We start from the raw sequence: 17,109 nt of genomic DNA, 5'->3' as shown, positions 1-17,109 counted from the left end.
CACCGGTGGCGCGTCCCCCGGGCGCCCGACCGGCCGGGCGAGGTGCGCCCGCCCGCGCACGGCTGGGCGGGAGGGGCGGGACCTCCCTAGGGTGACGGCACGGACGAGGCCGGGCTCGACCCGGCGAGGAGGGTGGAACCGGTGGCGGAGAAGCAGTCGATCCTGGGACGCATCGCGCAGCTGACGCGCGCGAACGTCAACGCGCTCATCGACCAGGCCGAGGACCCGCAGAAGATGCTGGACCAGATGGTCCGGGACTACACGTCCAACATCGCCGACGCCGAGCGCGCGATCGCGCAGACCATCGGCAACCTGCGCCTGGCGGAGGCCGACCGCGAGGACGACCTCGCCGCGGTCGCGGAGTGGGGGGCCAAGGCCGCGGCCGCCTCCGCGAAGGCGGACGCGCTGCGCGGCGAGGGCCGCACCGCCGAGGCCGACCGCTTCGACGAGCTGGCCAAGCTGGCCCTCAAGCGCCAGATCGGCTTCGAGCAGGAGGTCTCGGCCGCGGCGCCGCAGATCGCCTCGCAGACCGAGGTCGTCGACCGCCTGAAGACCGGTCTGACGCAGATGAAGGAGAAGCTGCAGCAGCTGAAGACCCGGCGCGACCAGCTCGTGGCGCGCGCGAAGGCCGCCGAGGCCCAGGCGCAGGTCCAGGACACCCTGGGCTCGATCAACGTGCTGGACCCGACGTCGGAGCTGTCCCGGTTCGAGGAGCGGGTGCGCCGCGAGGAGGCCCGCGTCGCGGGTCAGGCCGAGCTGCAGGCCGACTCGCTGGAGGCGCAGTTCGCGAGCCTGGAGGACGCCGGCACCGACCTCGACGTCGAGGCGCGGCTCGCGGCCCTGAAGTCCGGCGGCTGACCGACCCCCGCCGCGCGGGTGGGCCGGACCGGGCCGCCCGCGCGGCGGACCCGTCCGCCGCGCGCCCCCCGCCGGACGCGGGAGGCACCGACCGACGATCGGGCGACGGCAGGCGGTCCCCCGCATCCCTACATTGAGCCGGTGAGTGCAGCGTTCTGGTCCCACCTCGACGGTGAGGACAGCTGGTGGCAGCGGGTCGGTCCCCGGCTGCGGGACGTCGCCGCGATCGTCGGGGCGCTGCTCACCGCCACGGCCTGGTTCAGCGACGCCGTGCTCGGGGACGGCGCACGGTCCAACCGCTCCATGCCCTTCTTCGGGGCCGGCTCCATCGGGGTCGCCGACGTGGTGGTGTCGCTGCTGGTGGTCGCGAACTGCGCGCTGCTGTGGTGGCGGCGCCCGCACCCCCTCGCCGTCACGATGGTCAGCCTGGTCGTGGCGCTGCTGCTCGCCTTCGACGGCGCGCTGCTGTTCGCGCTCCTCACGCTGGCCGTCCGCCGGCGTGACCGGCTCCTCGTGCTGCTGTCCGGGGTGGCGGTCGTCGCCTCGACCCTGTCGGCCGTGCGCACGACGGAATCGGCCTGGTGGGTGGCCGTCATCACCGCGACGGCGGCCGTGGCGCTGGCCGTCTTCGTCGGGGCCTTCGTCGGCGCCCGCCGCGACCTCGTCCGCAGCCTGCGGGAGCGCGCCGAGCGCGCCGAGGGCGAGCAGGCGCTGCGGGCCGAGCAGGCCCGGCTCGCGGAGCGCACGCGCATCGCGCGCGAGATGCACGACGTGCTGGCCCACCGGATCTCCCTCGTCGCGCTCCACGCGGGAGGCCTCGAGGTCCGCCCCGATGTCGGCGCGGACCAGGTCGAGGCGACGGCCGCCACCATCCGCGAGACCGCGCGCAGCGCGCTGGAGGACCTGCGCCGCGTCCTGGGCGTGCTGCGCACCCCGGGGCTCTCGGGCGCCGCGGCCTCGGCGGCCGAGCTGACCCCGCAGCCGACCCTCGTCGACGTCCGCCGCCTGGTGGAGTCCTCCCGCGAGGCCGGGGTCGCGGCCGAGTTCCGCACCGACGTCCCCGTGCACGCCGACGTGCCCGCCGAGCTCGGGCGCACCGTCTACCGCATCGTGCAGGAGTCCCTGACCAACGTGCACAAGCACGCGCCGTCGGCCCCCACGACCGTGACGATCGCCGGCGAGGCCGGCGGTTCCCTGCTCGTCGAGGTCGTCAACGCCCGGCCCACGGGCGAGCGCTCGGGCCTGCCGGGAGCCGGGTCCGGGCTCGTGGGGCTCTCCGAGCGCGTCGGCATCGCCGACGGGACCATCACCAGCGGCCCCGAGCCCGGCGGGGGGTTCGCCGTCCGCGCCCGGCTGCCGTGGCCCACCCCCGACGGCGGGCGGTCGCGCGCCGGTGGTCCCACGTGGACGCCGCCCGATGCGAGGATCGTCACCGCCCCGGCCGGGGCACCCAGCCTCGACGACGGACGGAGGACCCAGCCGTGAGCGGTCCGGGACCACAGACCAGCGGCCTGCACGCGGCGACCGGCGGGCAGCCCGTGCGCGTCCTGCTCGTCGACGACGACGCCCTCGTGCGCGCGGGGCTGCAGATGATCCTCTCCAGCGCGGACGACCTGCAGGTGGTCGGCGAGGCCGAGAACGGGGCCCAGGCCCTGGAGGCCGTGGCCGCGCACCGTCCCGACGTCGTCCTCATGGACGTGCGGATGCCCGTCATGGACGGGCTGTCCGCCGCCAAGGCGATCACGTCGCGGCCCGCGGCCCCCGCGGTCGTCATGCTGACGACGTTCGACCTCGACGAGTACGTCTTCCAGGCGCTGCAGGCGGGCGCGACGGGCTTCCTGCTCAAGGACACCCCGCCGCGCGAGCTGCTCGCCGCGGTGCGCGTCGTCGCGGCGGGCGAGGCGATGCTGTCGCCCACCGTGACCCGGCGCCTGGTCGGCCACTTCGCCGCCGACGCGGCCAACCCGCGCCGCCGCGAGGCCGTCCAGAGCCTGCAGCTGCTCACCGACCGCGAGCGGGAGGTCCTCGGCGCCGTCGGCCAGGGCATGTCCAACGCCGAGATCGGCCGCTCCCTGTACATGAGCGAGGCGACCGTGAAGACGCACGTGTCGCGGCTGCTGACCAAGCTGGGCGCCCACAACCGCGTGCAGGTGGCGATCGTGGCTCACGACGCGGGGTTGCTGGACGGCTGAGCCGCCCCGGTTGGCTAGGGTCCGGAGGTCGATCCCGACGCACCGCCGACTGCTAGGAGGCCGAGCGTGACTCGGACACCAGGGACCCACCCCGTCGAATCGCGGTACGCGCGGACGTGGTTGCTCGTGCCGGCCACCCGACCGGACCGCTTCGACACCTCGCTGCACTCGCGCGCGGACCAGATCGTGCTCGACGTCGAGGACGCGGTCGACCCGAGCCGCAAGGGGTCGGCGCGCGCCGACGTCATCCGCTGGCTCGGCGACGGCGGACAGGCCTGGGTGCGGATCAACGACCGCAGCTCCGAGCACTGGCAGGACGACGTCGAGCAGCTCAAGGGCGTGCCCGGCCTGACGGGCGTCATGCTCGCCAAGACCGAGACCGCGGGCCACGTCGAGGACACCCACGAGGCCCTGGGCGGGCAGACGCCCGTGCTGGCCCTCGTGGAGTCGGCCCTCGGCATCGAGGACGCCCGCCACATCGCCACGGCGCGCGGCTGCTTCCGCCTCGCCTTCGGCAGCGGCGACTACCGCCGCGACACCGGGGCGAGCGCCGAGGACCTGGCGATGGCCTACCCCCGCAGCCGCCTCGTGACCGCCAGCCGCATCGGCGACCTGCCCGGCCCCATCGACGGCCCCACCGTCACGGGCGGCCACGGCGCGCTGCGCGAGCAGTCGCACATGGCCGTCTCGCTGGGCATGACCGGCAAGCTGAGCCTGGACATCGACCACTCCCCGGTCATCAACGAGGTCATGAGCCCGACGCAGACCGACGCGACGTGGGCGCGCGACATCCTGCGGGCCTTCGACGAGAACGGCGGCGTGGTGCGCGACGGCAGCGACCTGCCCCGCATCGGCCGCGCCCGCCGCATCCAGACGCTCGCGCAGGCGTTCGGCGTCGAGCCGCTCTGAGCGCACCACCCGGCGACGACCGCCGGCGACCGCGCGAGTCGCGGCCGCCGGCGGCCGGGTCAGCCCGCGGCGTTCGCCCGGGTGATGAAGTCGATCGTCGTGGCGCTGGGCCCGCCGTACCGGGCCTGGACCTCCTCGGCGTTCTCCTCCCGCATCCGGAACAGGCTGCTGCGCAGCCCCTCGTCCCCGCCGTGGAACTGCTCCAGCAGCCCGCGCCACTCGGCCGCGAGCTCCTGGCCCCGCGCCGACGCGGGGTCGGTCCCGTCCGCGACCGCCGCCTCCACCTCCGCGATCAGCTGCGGCCAGCGCTGCTGGGCCGCCTCGACCGCCGGGCCCAGGGCCTGCCGACGCTCCTCCAGCACCTCCCGCTGCTCCGGCGTGAAGTACCTGTCGAACGTCGTCTCGTCCACCGTCGTCACCTCTCTGAGCAGGTCCAGGACGTCCTCGGGGCCGACCCCGCGCTCGAGCGCCGAGCGCAGGAGCGACTGCAACCGCTGCAGCACCCCGACCTGCTCGTCGACGCGCGCGAGGTGCGCCGTCAGCACGGCGGGCAGCGGGAGGTCACCGGCGAGCACGTCGCCGATCTCCTCGAGGCCGAGGCCCAGCTGCCGCAGGGCGAGCACCCGGTACAGCCGGCTCACGTCGGCGTCGGAGTAGCGGCGGTGCCCCGCCGCGCTCCGGCTCGACGGGGACACCAGGCCCACGTGGTCGTAGTGGTGCAGCGTCCGCACGGTCACCCCCGTCCGCGCGGCCAGTTCGCCGACCCGCCACTGCCCCACCGCCGCCGCCTCTCCCGCAGGTCCACCACCGGACGTCCACCACCGCACGTCGCGGTGGCACGCACCACGGTGGCCCCTGACGTCGCGTCAGGTGCAAGCCCTCCGCCGGACCCGGTTCAGCGCAGCAGGTCCGGCACCCGGAACTCGACGCCGTGGACGTGGGTCGCGAGGAACGCGAAGACGGTCTCGTACCAGAGGACGGCGTGCTGCGGCGAGAGGACCCAGTGGTTCTCGTCGGGGTAGTAGAGGAACTTGTGCGGCATGTCGGCGGGGTCGCCGTCCCACGCCGAGTTCAGCGCCCACCACAGCCGCAGGCCCTCCCCGATCGGGACCCGGTAGTCCTTGTCCCCGTGAATGACGAGCATCGGCGTGACGATGGCGGCGGCGTGCGCGGCCGGGTCGTTGGCCGCCTGCATCCCGGGAGTCATCTCCCGCGTCCAGTAGTACGCCCCGTCCGTCGTGGGGCCGAACTGGTCCAGCGCCCAGAGGCTCGCGTGCGTGACGACGGCGCGGAACCGGTCGGTGTGGCCCGCGACCCAGTTCGCCATGTACCCGCCGAAGGAACCCCCCATCGCGGCCGTGCGGGCGGCGTCGAGGTCGTCGCGCAGGAGCGCGGCGTCGGTGAGGGTGAGGAGGTCGGTGTACGGCTCGGCCCCCCACGCGCCCCACCCGCGGGCGAGGAACTGCGCGCCGTACCCCGTGGACAACCCGGGGTCGGGCAGGAGGACCGCGTACCCGCGGGCCACGGCGAGCCAGGGGTTCCAGCGCCACGACCACGCGTTCCACGAGCCGATCGGCCCGCCGTGGATCCACAGCAGCAGCGGGGCGGGCTCGGCGGGACCCGCGCCGGCGGGGACGGCCAGCCAGGCGCGCAGCGGGCTGCCGTCGGCCGCGGTGGCCGTCACCTCGGTGAGCGTGCCCGGCAGGTCGGGCACCGTCGCGGGGCCGGGGAGCGCGACGGGCTGCTGCCCCTCCCCCTCGGCCGCGAGGCGCACGACGGCGGGTGGGGCGTCGACCGCGGAGCGGACGGCGTAGACGGACCGCCCGTCCGGCGACACCTGCAGGTCGGCGTAGGCCCCGCGGTCCGCCGTGAGCCGCACCACCGCACCGCTCGCGACGTCCACGCGGAACACGGGCGCGCCGCCCTCGTGGTCGACGGCGAGGAACAGCGTCGCGGAGTCCGGGCCCCACTGCGGCACCCCGCCCCACACCTCCCAGTCCGGCACGACGACCCGGACCGCCGCGGGGCCCGTCTCCGCCTCCGGACCGGTGAGCGGGACGACGACGAGCCGCAGGGTCGGCGGGAGCGTCGGGCTGCTGTGCGACTCCGCCAGCGCGGCCACCCACCGCCCGTCGGGCGAGACGGCCGGGGCGAACAGGTCGGTGGCGGGGTCGTCGGCGAGGACGCGGCGCGCCCCGCCGTCGACGGCGACGACGACCAGCCGGTCGTGCTGGTCGCCGTGCGCGGCGAACACCTTCTCGGTGTGCACGAGCAGCGCCCCGTCGGGGCTGAGCGCGGCCGCGCTCTCGTGCAGCGAGCGCCCGGGTGCCGGGGTGAGGTCCGTCCAGGCGGCCTGCGGCTGCTCGCCGGCCAGGGGTGCGCCGGCGGGCAGGTCCGCGGCCAGCCAGCGGTCCTCGTCGGGCCCGAGGTCGGAGTCCCAGTACCGCACCGGGTAGCCCTCGTGCAGGATCGCCGACACCTTGCGGTCCTTGCGCGCCGCGCGCCGCGCCGCGTCGGACGTCGGGCCCTCGGTCGCGTCGTCGGACCCCGGCATCGTCGGCGACTGCACCACGACCCGGCTCGCGGTGCGGGCCGTCACGACGGCCGAGACCCCGCCCGGGCGGCGCCCACAGGGCCGCGGGGCCGTCGTCGGCCGCCGTCGCGGCCGCGGGGTCGGGGCGGGCCGAGGTGAACAGCAGCGTCCCGTCGGGCGTGAAGCACGGGGAGGACTCCCCCTTCGCGCTGCGGGTGAGCCGGCGCGCGGGGGCTGCGCCCGTCGGGTCGACCTCCCACAGGGCGCTCACCCAGCGCGTCGCGTCCGGGGACAGCGTCGCGACCGAGGTCACGAGGCGCCGGCCGTCGGCGGAGAGCGCGAGGCCGGCGAGGCGCGGCAGCGCCGCGAACGCGTCGAGGTCGGCGAACGGGACGGCGGGGGTCGCGGGGCTCGCGGGCTGCGGACTGGCCATGCCCCGTTCTACCGCGGCGGGCCGGCGCCGCGGGGGACGCCCCGGGAGGCGGCCGGCCGGTGACCGATGATGCGGGGGTGAGTCCCGCTCCGGTGCTGCCCGCCGAGGTCCTCGACGGCGCCACCGCGGCCCCCGGCGCGCCCCTGGCCGTCGTCGTCCTGCCCGGCCGGGGGGTCGGGCTCGCGGCGGGCGGGCGGCGGTGGTCGGTGCCGGGTCCCCCGGCGGACCTGCTGGCCGCGGTGGAGCGCGCCGTGCGGCCGCGCTGGGTGTGGTGGTCAGCGCACGCCGCGGTCGGCGGCCTCGTGCCCGGCGTCCACCTCGCGCGCTGCCACGACCTGGCCGCGGTGCACCGGCTCCTGCACGGCGGGGTGCGCGACGACGCGGCGGCCGTCTGGGCCGCCGCCGCGGGGCTGCCGGAACCCGCGGGCGGGCGGCGCCGCGCGGAGGCGCTGCACGGCACCGGACTGCTGGACCTCGACGGCACGGGTGAGGCCCCGCTCGACGCGCAGGGGCAGCTCTCGCCGGCCTGGTCCGACGGGCGCGTCCTCGACGACGGCGCGCCCCCCGGCGAGCAGCTGGCGCGCGCCGCCGAGTTCGCCGCCCTGGCGCTGCGGGCCGCGCAGGCGCAGGCGCGGGCCGTCGCGGCCCTGCCGGAGCACCGCGGCACCCCGGTGGGGGCGCCGCTGCCGGTGCAGACGGCGCAGGCCGAGTCCGCCGCCGCGCTGCTGGCCGTCGAGCTCGAGGCGGTCGGGCTGCCGCTGGACCGGCGCACGGCCGAGGGGATCGTCGGCGCGGCCGTGGGTCCGCGACCGCGCGACGCGGCCGACGAGGTGCGCCTGCGCGCCGCCCGCGACGCGCCCGTGACGGCCGAGTTCGGTGGGCCGCTGGACCTGCGCAACCCCGCGCAGGTCCTCCACGCGCTGCGGGGGCTGGGCTTCGACGTCCCCGACACGCGCGCCTGGCGGCTGGAACGGCTGGCGGGGGCCCACCCGGCCGTCGCGGCACTCCTGCGCTGGCGCAAGGCGGAGCGGCTGGCGACGACGTACGGCTACGGCTGGCTGGACCGCCACGTCGCGGGCGACGGCCGGTTGCGCGGGGCCTGGTCCTCCGCGGACGCCGCGGCCGGGCGGATGACCGCGCAGGCCGGGCTGCACAACCTGCCCGCGGAGCTGCGACCCGCCGTCGCCGCGGAGGACGGGCACGTCCTCGTGCGCGCCGACCTCGGGCAGGTGGAGCCCCGCGTGCTCGCCGCGGTGTCGCGCGACGCCGGTCTCGTGGCCGCCACCACCGACGACGACCTGTACGCCCCCGTGGCGGCGGCGCTGGCCGCGGACCGCGCCACCGCGAAGATCGCCGTCCTCGCCGCGATGTACGGGCAGACGTCCGGGGCGGCCGGAGAGGCGCTGCGGCGCATGGAGGAGGCCTACCCGACGGCGCTCGCGCACCTGCGGGCCGCGGAGGCCGCGGGCCGGGAGGGCCGCGACGTCCGGACCTACGGCGGGCGGCTGCTCCGGCTCGCGGACGCCGCGGCGAGCGGGGCGGACGCCGCGTTCGCGGCCCGCGGGCGGTTCGCCCGCAACGCGGTCGTGCAGGGCGCCGCGGCGGAGCTGTTCAAGGCCTGGGCCGCGACCGTCCGCGCCGGGCTCGCGGGCACGGGCGGGCGGATCGTGCTGTGCCTGCACGACGAGCTGCTGCTGCACGTGCCGACGGCCGACGCGGGCGCGGCGGTCGACCTCCTGCACGGCGCCCTCGCGCAGACCGCTCACCGCTGGGCCGCCGGCAGCGGCGTCCGGTTCGTCGCCGAGGTCGCCGTGGTGCAGCGCTGGTCGCAGGCGAAGTAGCGCCGCCGAGCGTCGGCGACGCCGTCAGCGCCGCGCGCCCGCGTCCGGGCCTACTGCCCGCCGAACGCCGTCACGTCGTCGCCCGTGAACTCGCCGAAGGACCACGGCTGGCCCGTCGCCTCGAGCACCGACCACCACAGGTCGCCGTGCGGGTCGACCTGGTTGCGCGCGGAGACGGCGAGCGCGATGGGGATGTGCACGAACCGGCGCCGCCAGCGACCGACCACCATGTTCGTGCGGCCGGCCATCGCGGCGTGCACCGCGGCGTGCGCCAGGCGGATGCAGTACACGCTGTCGTAGGGGTTGGCGGGCACGCTGCGGATGACGTAGCTGGGGTCGATGTAGCGCAGGTTGAGGTCCATGCCGTGGGCCGCGAAGTCCTCGCTGATGTGCTGGCGCAGCAGCCGGCCGACGTCCTGCAGCTTCTTGTTCCCCGACGCGTCCAGCGCCCCGTCGTCGTCGAACAGCTCCTGCCCGGCCCCCTCGGCCGCGACGATCAGGGCGTGCCCCTGCGTGGCGACCTTGGTGCGCAGGTTCTCCAGGAAACCCCCCGGACCGTGCAGCTGGAACGGCACCTCGGGGATGAGCACGTAGTCCGCGTCGTTCTGCGCGAGCGCTGCGTAGCAGGCGATGAAACCCGAGTGGCGGCCCATGAGCTTGACGAGGCTGACGCCGTTCGGCGCGGTGCGGGCCTCGACCTTGGCCGAGCGGATGGAGCGGGTCGCCTCGGAGAACGCGCTCTGGAACCCGAAGCTCTGGTCGATGAACGGGATGTCGTTGTCGATGGTCTTGGGGACGCCGACCACGGCGATGCGCTGCTGCCGCGCCTTGATCTCCGCGGCGATGCGCTGCGCACCGCGCATGGTCCCGTCGCCGCCGATGACGAAGAGGATCGAGATGCCCATGCGCTCGAGCGCGTCGACGATCTCGACCGGGTCCTGCTGACCGCGTGAGGAACCGAGGATCGTGCCGCCCTCGCCGTCGATGTTCTCCACGACCTCGGGCGTGAGGTCGACGACGTCGTGGCCGTAGCGCGGGATGAACCCCTGGTAGCCGTTGCGGAAACCGTGGATGCGCCGCACGCCGTAGTGGGTCGACAGTTCCGAGACGAGGCCCCGGATGACGTTGTTGATGCCCGGGCACAGGCCGCCGCAGGTGACGATGCCGACGCGCGTCTTGGACGGGTCGAAGAAGATCCTCTTGCGCGGGCCGGTCGGTTCCAGGCTCGGGAGGTCGGAGATCTCCCCGTCGCGGCTGCTCACCTTGGACAGGGTGTCGTCGAAGAGGATCCGGTCGGTCTCCTGCACGTAGTGCTGCGTCGTGCGACGGGCGTCCAGCCGGGGCGCCAGGGGCGAGTCCACGGTGCAGGCCCCCAGGGTCTCCACCGTGAAGTCGATGCCACTGCCGTTGTCCATGAGGGCGGTCTCTTCCTGTCACGCGGGCGGGGGACGGGCCCCATCATCGGGCACGCCGGGACCCCGGTCACGCACCGGGTCGCCCGGCCGGATCAGCCCTGCAGCGCCGCCGCGACGTAGCGCACGGCGTCCCCCGCCGGCACGCCGAGCTGGCGCACGCGGGCGGCGTAGGCGCTCGCGGCCTCCTGCGCGAGGCGCTGCGTCGCGTCGCCCTGCGGCGCGACGAAGGAGCCGTTGCGGCCGCGCGTCTCGATGAAGCCGTCCGCCTCGAGCTCGCGGTAGGCCCGCGCCACGGTGTTGGGGGCGATGCCCAGGTCGTCGGCCAGGCTGCGCACGGTGGGCAGTCGCGAGCCCGCGGGGAGCTCGCCCGAGCGGACGCCGGCGACGATCCGGCCCTTCAGCTGCTCGTACGGCGGCGTGGCCGAGGACGCGTCGACGACCAGCCGCCCCAGCCCGCTCACCCGTCGGCCGGCGGTCGGGTCCACGCCTCGCCCACGGAGTCCGTCGGCGCCAGGGAGTCCGTCGGCGCCCGGGAGTCCGTCGGCGCCCGGGTGTCCGCGGGCGACAGGGTGTCCGCGGGCGACGGGGTGCCCGCCGACGCGCGCCTCGCGCCCGGCGGGGCGTCGCGCTGCGCGAGCTGGCTCAGCATCGCGTTGTAGGCCTCCAGCTCCCGGCCGCCGTCGCGCTCGGCGGCCCGGTCGGCGCGCCGGTTCTCCCGGGTGTCCGAGCGGGACCAGCCGATGGCGACGCCGAGGACCAGCACGAGCGTGGGGACCTCGCCCATGCCCCAGGCGAAGTCGCCGCCGCGCTGCTGGTCGGCGAGGAGGTTCGCGGTGGGGTCGAGCGTCGCGAACCAGTCCGGTGCGAGCAGCGACGTGCCCTGCATGAGGGCGACGCCGAAGAAGGCGTGGAAGGCCATGGTGGCCAGCAGCAGGATCAGCCGCATCGGGTAGGCCGGGCGGTGCGCCCCCGGGTCGACGCCGATGAGCACCGACGCGAACAGGAACCCCGTGCCCAGGAAGTGGACCATCATCAGCTCGTGCCCGACGTGGGTGCGCAGCGCGAGCTCGAACAGCGGCGAGTAGTAGAAGACGATGAGGCTGCCGCCGAAGAGCACGGCCGCGACCACGGGGTGGCCGAGGACCGCGAGGTAGCGCGAGTGCACGACCGTGAGCATCCACTCGCGGGCACCGCGCGAGCCGTCGCGGCGCGGCTTCAGGGTGCGCATGGCGAGCGTGACGGGGGCGCCGAGCACGAGCATCGGCGGCACCACCATCGCGAGCAGCATGTGCTGCAGCATGTGCGTGCTGAAGCTCGTCCGGCCGTAGGCCGCGGCCCCGCCGCTGGTCACGAAGAACAGCGCGAGGCAGCCGAGCACCCACCAGATCGTCCGGCCGACGGGCCAGGCGTCACCGCGGCGGCGCAGCCGGGCCACCCCGAGCAGGTACCCGACGAGGGCGAGGCCGGCGATGCAGATCCACAGCAGGTCCGGCGACACCTCCGTGAACCAGCGGCCCACGGTCACGGGCGGCGGCAGGGGCTCGCCCAGGAGGTCCTCGGCGCGCGAGGAGGCGGGGTCGTCGTCGGGCACGGGGGTGGGGCTGCGGCTCAGCGCGACGCCGAGCCCCATCGCCGCGGACATGAGGACGAGCTCGGCCGCGGCGATGCGGCCGAAGGCGCGCCGCGACGTCGCCAGCGCCGGCAGGGTCCGGCGGCGGTGCCACGCGCCGAGCCCCCCGAGCGCGACGAGGGCGACGACCTTGAGCACGACGAGCACGCCGTAGGACGAGGTCAGGGCCGAGACGCTGCCCAGGCGGACGGCCGCGTTGATCACCCCGGACAGCGCGACCGCGGCGAAGGCCCACAGCGCGATCCGGGAGTAGCGGCTCGTGATGGCGACGAGGTCGACGCGGCGCTCCCCCGCCGCGGCGGGGCGTCCCGTGAGCGGCAGGACGAGCAGCAGCGCCGCGAGGCCCCCGACCCAGACCGTGACGCCGATCAGGTGCATCGCCAGCGAGCTGACGGCGGTCTCGTGCGACGCCGAGCCCGACGCGTGCCCCGACAGCGACAGGGGCAGCAGGGCGACGATCGAGAGGACCGCCCCCGCGGCGGCCCCGTTGGCGCTGGTCACGGCCGCGCCGACGGTGGCGACGACGGCGGCGAGCACCGTGGTGACGAGCAGCGCCCGGCCCAGGTCGATCGACTGCGCGAACTGCGCGAACTGGGCGCCGAAGCCGGCGGCGCCGGGGGCGGCCCCGATGACGTCCATCGCGGTGAGGACGAGCACGAGCAGCGCGGAGACGGCCCAGCCGCCCGCGGCGACGGCGGCGACCCGCACGGCCCGCGTCCAGGCGGCGCTGGGGTGCGGCAGGACCGTGGTGGCCAGCACGAAGCCGCCGACGGTGAGCGCGGCCGCGAGGTCGTGCACGGTCCGGGCGATGGGCAGGCCGTAGCGGACGAGCTCGCCCGGGTCGCCCAGCGCGGACGGGTCGAGACCGCCCGAGGACGCGAGGGCCAGGAGGAGGACGGCGAGGGCGGCGCACAGGCTGGCGGCGGCCGTCGCGGCGCCCGTGGTGACCGGGCTGGTGGGTGCGGGGGTCCCGGACCGCTCGCGCGTTCCTCGCAGGGGGGCTGACACCCCACCAGGGTAGGTCGGGCCGCGGCGACCGGCGCGGCCCGGGCGGGCCGGCGCACGCAGGCGGTGCGGCGGGCTGCGGTGGGGCGAGCGGGTCAGGCGGTGGCGCGTGCGCCGCGGGCCCCGCGGGCCGGGGCCAGGCCGGTGAGGACGTCGAACCAGACGGTCTTGCCGAAGGGCGACAGGTCGACGCCGTGGCGGTCCGCGAGGGCCTCGACCAGGGTCATCCCGCGACCCGTGAGGGCGTCGGGGTCCAGGTCGCCGCGCTGGGGCAGCCGGGTGTTCTCGTCACCGACGCCGACGCGCACGCGGGAACCGAGACGGCCCAGGGACAGGACGACCTCGCTGCGGCCGTGCAGGACGGCGTTGGTCACGAGCTCGGCGGTCAGGAGCAGCAGGGTGTCGACGACGTCGCCGATGATCCCCTGCTCGATGCACCAGCCGGCGACCACGTGGCGCGCCGCGCGCGACGACGTCGGCTCCGCGGCCAGCGTGGTGACGCGTGACCAGTCCTCGAACGACACAGGGTGAGTCTCCCGGTACATAGGGTCATCCAGCACGCTAGCGCAGGAGAGCGTCAGAGGGGCACCGCGCAGTGGCGTGACGCGAGCAGGCATGCGGCGACCCTCCGGGATGCTTGTCGTCGGCAACTTGTTGCGTGTAGCATTCAATGATGTGACCCTGAGGGACAGCGCCCGAGGGGTACTTCGCCGGTACCCGCGCGAGCGTTACACCACCGCCGCGCCCGGGCACCTCCGCGACACACCGCCCCGGCCCGCCGACCGGGACGCGCACGACCGCCGCACCACGACAGACGCCGCCGCACACCGAGGAGCACCACCCATGCTCTGCACGCCCCACCCGGAGGAGGTCCGGTGACCACCACGACCGACTCCCCCCGCGACCACCCGCCCGGCCTCGACGGCCCCGTGGCGGAGGTGGCCCTGCAGATGACCCGCCACGTCCGGGCGCTGCACGCCGTCAAGTCCGTGATGGCCCGCGGCGAGAGCGACGCCGAGCGCGCCATGCACACGGTCCTGCTCGTCCTGGCCGACACCGGCCCCCAGCGCGTGACCGGCCTCGCCGACACGCTGGGCACCGACCCGTCGACCACCAGCCGGCAGGCCGCCGAGCTCGTCAAGCGCGGTCTCCTCGAGCGCCTCCCGGACCCGGACGACCGCCGCGCGGGCCTCCTCGCGGTCACCGACGACGGCCGCGCCGTGGTCCGCGCCATGCGCGAGCGCCGCAACGAGCTGCTGGCCCGGATCCTCCGCGACTGGTCCACCCCGGACGTCGAGACGCTCGGGACCTACCTGGGGCGCCTGGCCGACGGCCTGGAGCGCGCCCGCACCGAGATGACCACCGGCACCTGGCCGGCCCCCGCCGACCGCCCCGCGGCCGGCAGCGACGACGTCGAGGAGACCGCATGAGCACCACCACGGCGGGGCAGGCGCCGGCCGCCCCGCAACTCAGCCACCGGCAGATCCTCGCGATCCTCTCGGGCCTGCTCCTGGGGATGTTCCTCGGCGCGCTGGACCAGACGGTCGTGGCGACGGCCATCCGCACCATCGCCGACGACCTCGACGGGTTCTCGCTCCAGGCCTGGGCGACGACGGCGTTCCTCATCACGTCGACGATCTCGACGCCGTTGTACGGGAAGCTCTCCGACATGTACGGGCGGCGCCCGTTCTTCATCGCGGCGATCGTCATCTTCGTGGTCGGGTCCGCGCTGTGCGCCCTGTCGACCTCGATGTACATGCTCGCGGGGTTCCGCGCCCTGCAGGGCCTCGGCGCCGGCGGCCTCATGTCGCTCGCGCTGACCATCATCGCCGACATCGTCCCGGCCCGGGAGCGCGCCCGGTACCAGGCGTACTTCATGGCCGTCTTCGGCACCTCGAGCGTCCTCGGCCCCGTCGCGGGCGGGTTCTTCTCCGGCCAGGCCTCGATCCTCGGCTTCACCGGCTGGCGCTGGATCTTCCTCATCAACGTGCCGCTCGGGGCGCTCGCCCTGTTCGTCGTGGTGAAGAACCTGAAGCTGCCGACGCGGTCGACCAAGCACCGCATCGACTGGCCCGGTGCGCTCATGCTCGTCGTGTGCCTGGTCCCGCTGCTGATCGTGGCCGAGCAGGGCCGCATCTGGGGCTGGAGCGACCCGAAGTCGATCGCCTGCTACGCCATCGGTGTCGTCGGCCTGGTCGGGTTCCTCCTCGCCGAGCGCGCCTACGGCGACGAGGCCCTGCTGCCGCTGCGCATGTTCACCCGGCGCACGTTCGTCGTCGGCAGCCTCGGGAGCCTCATCCTCGGCATGGGCATGTTCGGGGCGCTCGCCGTCCTGCCGCAGTACCTGCAGGTCGTCAAGGGTTCCTCGCCGACCGTCGGTGGGCTGCAGATGCTCCCGCTCGTGCTCGGCATCATGACCGCGAGCTTCGCGTCCGGCCAGGTCATCAGCCGCACCGGGAAGTACAAGCCGCTGCCCGTCATCGGGACCGGCCTCATGGTCCTCGCGCTGTTCCTCTTCAGCCGCGTGGGCGCCGACACCCCGATCTGGCAGACGATGATCGTCATGCTGCTCATGGGCTGGGGGCTCGGCGGCAACATGCAGCCGATCATCCTGGCGGTGCAGAACGCCGCGAACCCGCGGGAGATCGGCGTCGCCACCTCGTCGGTCACGTTCTTCCGCCAGATGGGCGGGACGCTCGGCACCGCCGTGTTCCTGTCGATCCTGTTCTCCTCGCTCGGCACGAACGTGTCCTCGCAGTACGCCGCCGCGGCGAACAGCCCGGCGTTCGTCGCCGGGCTGCAGTCGGCGAACCTCGACCAGGCCGGGCTGCAGGGCGTCCTCGCGCAGGCGACCGACAACACCTCCGTGCTGACGACGCTGCCCGCCGCGGTGAGCTACCCGTTCAAGCTGGGGTTCACCGACTCCACGAGCCTCATCTACCTGGTCGCCGCGCTCGTGATGATCATCGGGCTCGTGACGGTGCTCTTCCTGCCCAGCCTCCCGCTGCGCCGGACCACCGCGAGCTCCGAGGCGCCCGACGCGGCCCAGGCGGCGGAGGCCGGCGCCGCGCCGGCCGCGGCGGCCGGGGCGCCGGTCGCCCCCCTCGCGGAGGGACGCCCCGCGGGGGTCCCCGCGGGGGTCCCCGCGGGTCCCGGCACCGCCGGCCCGCGTGCTGCGGTGTCCGACCCCGCCGAGCTGGCGGAGCGCCTCAGCTCCGGTGTCCAGCGGGCGAAGGACGCCCAGCGCGCCGTCGTCGAACTGGCCGCGGAGACCGCGCGCCGCGAGGCGGCCTTCGACGCCGCGGTGGCCGAGCTGCGCCACCTCGGCCTGGACACCACCTCGATCGAGGCCGCCCTCGGCGAGGACGCGGCGACGGGGCGGGGCCGGCACGCCGGTCAGGCCCCCGAGCGCACCGGTACCGCCGCACCCGTCGGCGGCCAGCGGGTGGCCGCCGACGCGGACCGCGTCGCGGAGCACCTGGCCGCACCGCAGCGCGACGCGCTGGGCGCGCAGAACTGATCCAGCGCTCGACGGACGACGGCCCCCGGGAGGACTCCCGGGGGCCGTCGTCGTCGCGGGGGCCGCACCGCGCGTCGGCGGGTTCGCCGGAGGTCGTGGCGATCACTACACGTGTGTGCTTGGCTACTCGGCGTGATTCGAGGTCTCTCCCCCGTCGCCGCCTCACCGTCCGGCCGCCTGGCCCGGACCGCACGCGGTCTCGCCGCCGCCGCCCCCGCCGCGCTCGTCGCGTCGGCGCTGCTGGCTCCCGCGCCGGCCGTGGGCGCCACCCCGGCGGCCGTGCCGCGGGTCGCCCGCACCACCCCGCACCTGGAGGGTGAGCGCCTGGCGCTGCCGTCCTCGGCGGGCCTCGTGACGCAGGCCGCGGGCGCGTCGGGCGGCGCGGAGCTCCTCGTCTGGTCCGACGCCACGGCCACCGGCACGCTCACGACGACCGCCGCGGCGTCCGGCCTGAGCGTCCTCGCGCGCGGCGACCAGTGCGCGGGCGCACCGAGCATGACGGTGAGCGTGGACGGCCGGGTCGCCGCGACCGTGTCGGTGACCTCTCCGACGTGGGCGGCCCACCGCCTGCCGGGGACGTGGCCCGCAGGGCCGCACCTCATCTCGGTGGCCTTCACCAACGACGCCCGCTCGCCGGGCTGCGACCGCAACCTCAGGGTGGACCGCGTGAGCATGCCCTCGAGCGTCCCGGCCGCCCCCGCCCCTCGTCCCGCCCCTGCGCCCGCGCCGGCGCCGGCGCGGGCGCAGGGGCGGGACGAGGGGCGGGGGCGGCC

Annotated in this window: 13 protein-coding genes and 1 pseudogene; 8 read left to right on the top strand and 6 right to left on the bottom strand. The window is 75.9% G+C overall.

All coding sequences use genetic code 11. The annotated features are described in order from the left end of the window. The first annotated feature begins 141 nt into the window (after positions 1-141). From GTR02_RS10680 to GTR02_RS10665, 4 genes are all read left to right on the top strand, one after another. Positions 142-858: a PspA/IM30 family protein gene (locus GTR02_RS10680; protein ID WP_166607472.1), complete on the top strand. Its 717-nt coding sequence runs from the start codon at positions 142-144 to the stop codon at positions 856-858. Between the two features lie 141 nt (positions 859-999). Next, a complete protein-coding gene (locus GTR02_RS23080) occupies positions 1,000-2,343 on the top strand; it encodes a histidine kinase (RefSeq protein WP_166607471.1) in 1,344 nt (447 codons plus the stop codon). Between the two features lie 104 nt (positions 2,344-2,447). After that, positions 2,448-3,050: a response regulator gene (locus GTR02_RS10670; protein WP_205709028.1), complete on the top strand. Its 603-nt coding sequence runs from the start codon at positions 2,448-2,450 to the stop codon at positions 3,048-3,050. A gap of 66 nt (positions 3,051-3,116) precedes the next feature. After that, positions 3,117-3,959 carry an aldolase/citrate lyase family protein gene (locus GTR02_RS10665; RefSeq protein ID WP_166607469.1) on the top strand — a complete coding sequence of 281 codons (843 nt, stop codon included), beginning with the start codon at positions 3,117-3,119 and terminating at the stop codon, positions 3,957-3,959. Positions 3,960-4,018: 59 nt separating this feature from the next. Here GTR02_RS10665 and GTR02_RS10660 read toward each other — a convergent pair whose 3' ends face one another. Then, positions 4,019-4,738 (bottom strand): MerR family transcriptional regulator, encoded by a 720-nt coding sequence (locus tag GTR02_RS10660; RefSeq protein WP_205709025.1) that lies wholly within the window; start codon positions 4,736-4,738, stop codon positions 4,019-4,021. A 116-nt stretch (positions 4,739-4,854) separates the two neighbouring features. Next, a pseudogene (locus GTR02_RS10655) lies at positions 4,855-6,925 on the bottom strand (S9 family peptidase). A gap of 77 nt (positions 6,926-7,002) precedes the next feature. On the opposite strand from GTR02_RS10655, the gene GTR02_RS10650 reads away from it, so the two are divergent. Beyond that, on the top strand, positions 7,003-8,766 hold the full coding sequence (locus GTR02_RS10650; protein WP_338073732.1) for a DNA polymerase: 1,764 nt from the start codon (positions 7,003-7,005) through the stop codon (positions 8,764-8,766). Positions 8,767-8,816: 50 nt separating this feature from the next. On the opposite strand, the gene GTR02_RS10645 is transcribed toward GTR02_RS10650, so the two are convergent. The 4 genes from GTR02_RS10645 to GTR02_RS10630 all read right to left on the bottom strand — a co-directional run bounded on the left by GTR02_RS10645 (position 8,817) and on the right by GTR02_RS10630 (position 13,340). Continuing rightward, a complete protein-coding gene (locus tag GTR02_RS10645) occupies positions 8,817-10,181 on the bottom strand; it encodes an ATP-dependent 6-phosphofructokinase (protein ID WP_166607467.1) in 1,365 nt (454 codons plus the stop codon). A gap of 92 nt (positions 10,182-10,273) precedes the next feature. Then, a complete protein-coding gene (locus GTR02_RS10640) occupies positions 10,274-10,633 on the bottom strand; it encodes a GntR family transcriptional regulator (RefSeq protein ID WP_166607473.1) in 360 nt (119 codons plus the stop codon). 5 nt (positions 10,634-10,638) lie between these two features. After that, positions 10,639-12,819 (bottom strand): cytochrome c oxidase assembly protein, encoded by a 2,181-nt coding sequence (locus tag GTR02_RS10635; protein WP_166607466.1) that lies wholly within the window; start codon positions 12,817-12,819, stop codon positions 10,639-10,641. A gap of 92 nt (positions 12,820-12,911) precedes the next feature. Then, positions 12,912-13,340, bottom strand: a complete 429-nt coding sequence (locus GTR02_RS10630; RefSeq protein ID WP_205709023.1) for an ATP-binding protein — start codon at positions 13,338-13,340, stop codon at positions 12,912-12,914. A 351-nt stretch (positions 13,341-13,691) separates the two neighbouring features. Here GTR02_RS10630 and GTR02_RS10625 point away from each other — a divergent pair, with 351 nt between their 5' ends. The 3 genes from GTR02_RS10625 to GTR02_RS24390 all read left to right on the top strand — a co-directional run. Then, positions 13,692-14,246, top strand: coding sequence for a MarR family transcriptional regulator (locus GTR02_RS10625; RefSeq protein WP_166607464.1), 555 nt, complete (start codon positions 13,692-13,694; stop codon positions 14,244-14,246). Then, positions 14,243-16,336 carry an MDR family MFS transporter gene (locus tag GTR02_RS10620; RefSeq protein WP_166607463.1) on the top strand — a complete coding sequence of 698 codons (2,094 nt, stop codon included), beginning with the start codon at positions 14,243-14,245 and terminating at the stop codon, positions 16,334-16,336. The genes GTR02_RS10625 and GTR02_RS10620 overlap by 4 nt, the downstream gene beginning before the upstream one ends. Positions 16,337-16,468: 132 nt before the next feature. Beyond that, positions 16,469-17,109, top strand: a 641-nt coding sequence (locus tag GTR02_RS24390) for a carbohydrate-binding domain-containing protein (RefSeq protein ID WP_338073730.1), incomplete at its 3' end; no start/stop codon positions are given.

This window comes from Kineococcus siccus (assembly GCF_009906795.1).
In the GTDB taxonomy this organism is placed as follows: Bacteria; Actinomycetota; Actinomycetes; order Actinomycetales; family Kineococcaceae; genus Kineococcus; species Kineococcus siccus.
This window is presented reverse-complemented; position numbering and strand designations above follow the sequence as displayed.

Excerpts from the sequence above, each read along its gene's own strand:
- GTR02_RS10645 (WP_166607467.1), bottom strand. The coding sequence starts at position 10,181 with ATGGACAACGGCAGTGGCATCGACTTCACGGTGGAGACCCTGGGGGCC.
- GTR02_RS10670 (WP_205709028.1), top strand. The coding sequence starts at position 2,448 with ATGATCCTCTCCAGCGCGGACGACCTGCAGGTGGTCGGCGAGGCCGAG.
- GTR02_RS10620 (WP_166607463.1), top strand. The coding sequence starts at position 14,243 with ATGAGCACCACCACGGCGGGGCAGGCGCCGGCCGCCCCGCAACTCAGC.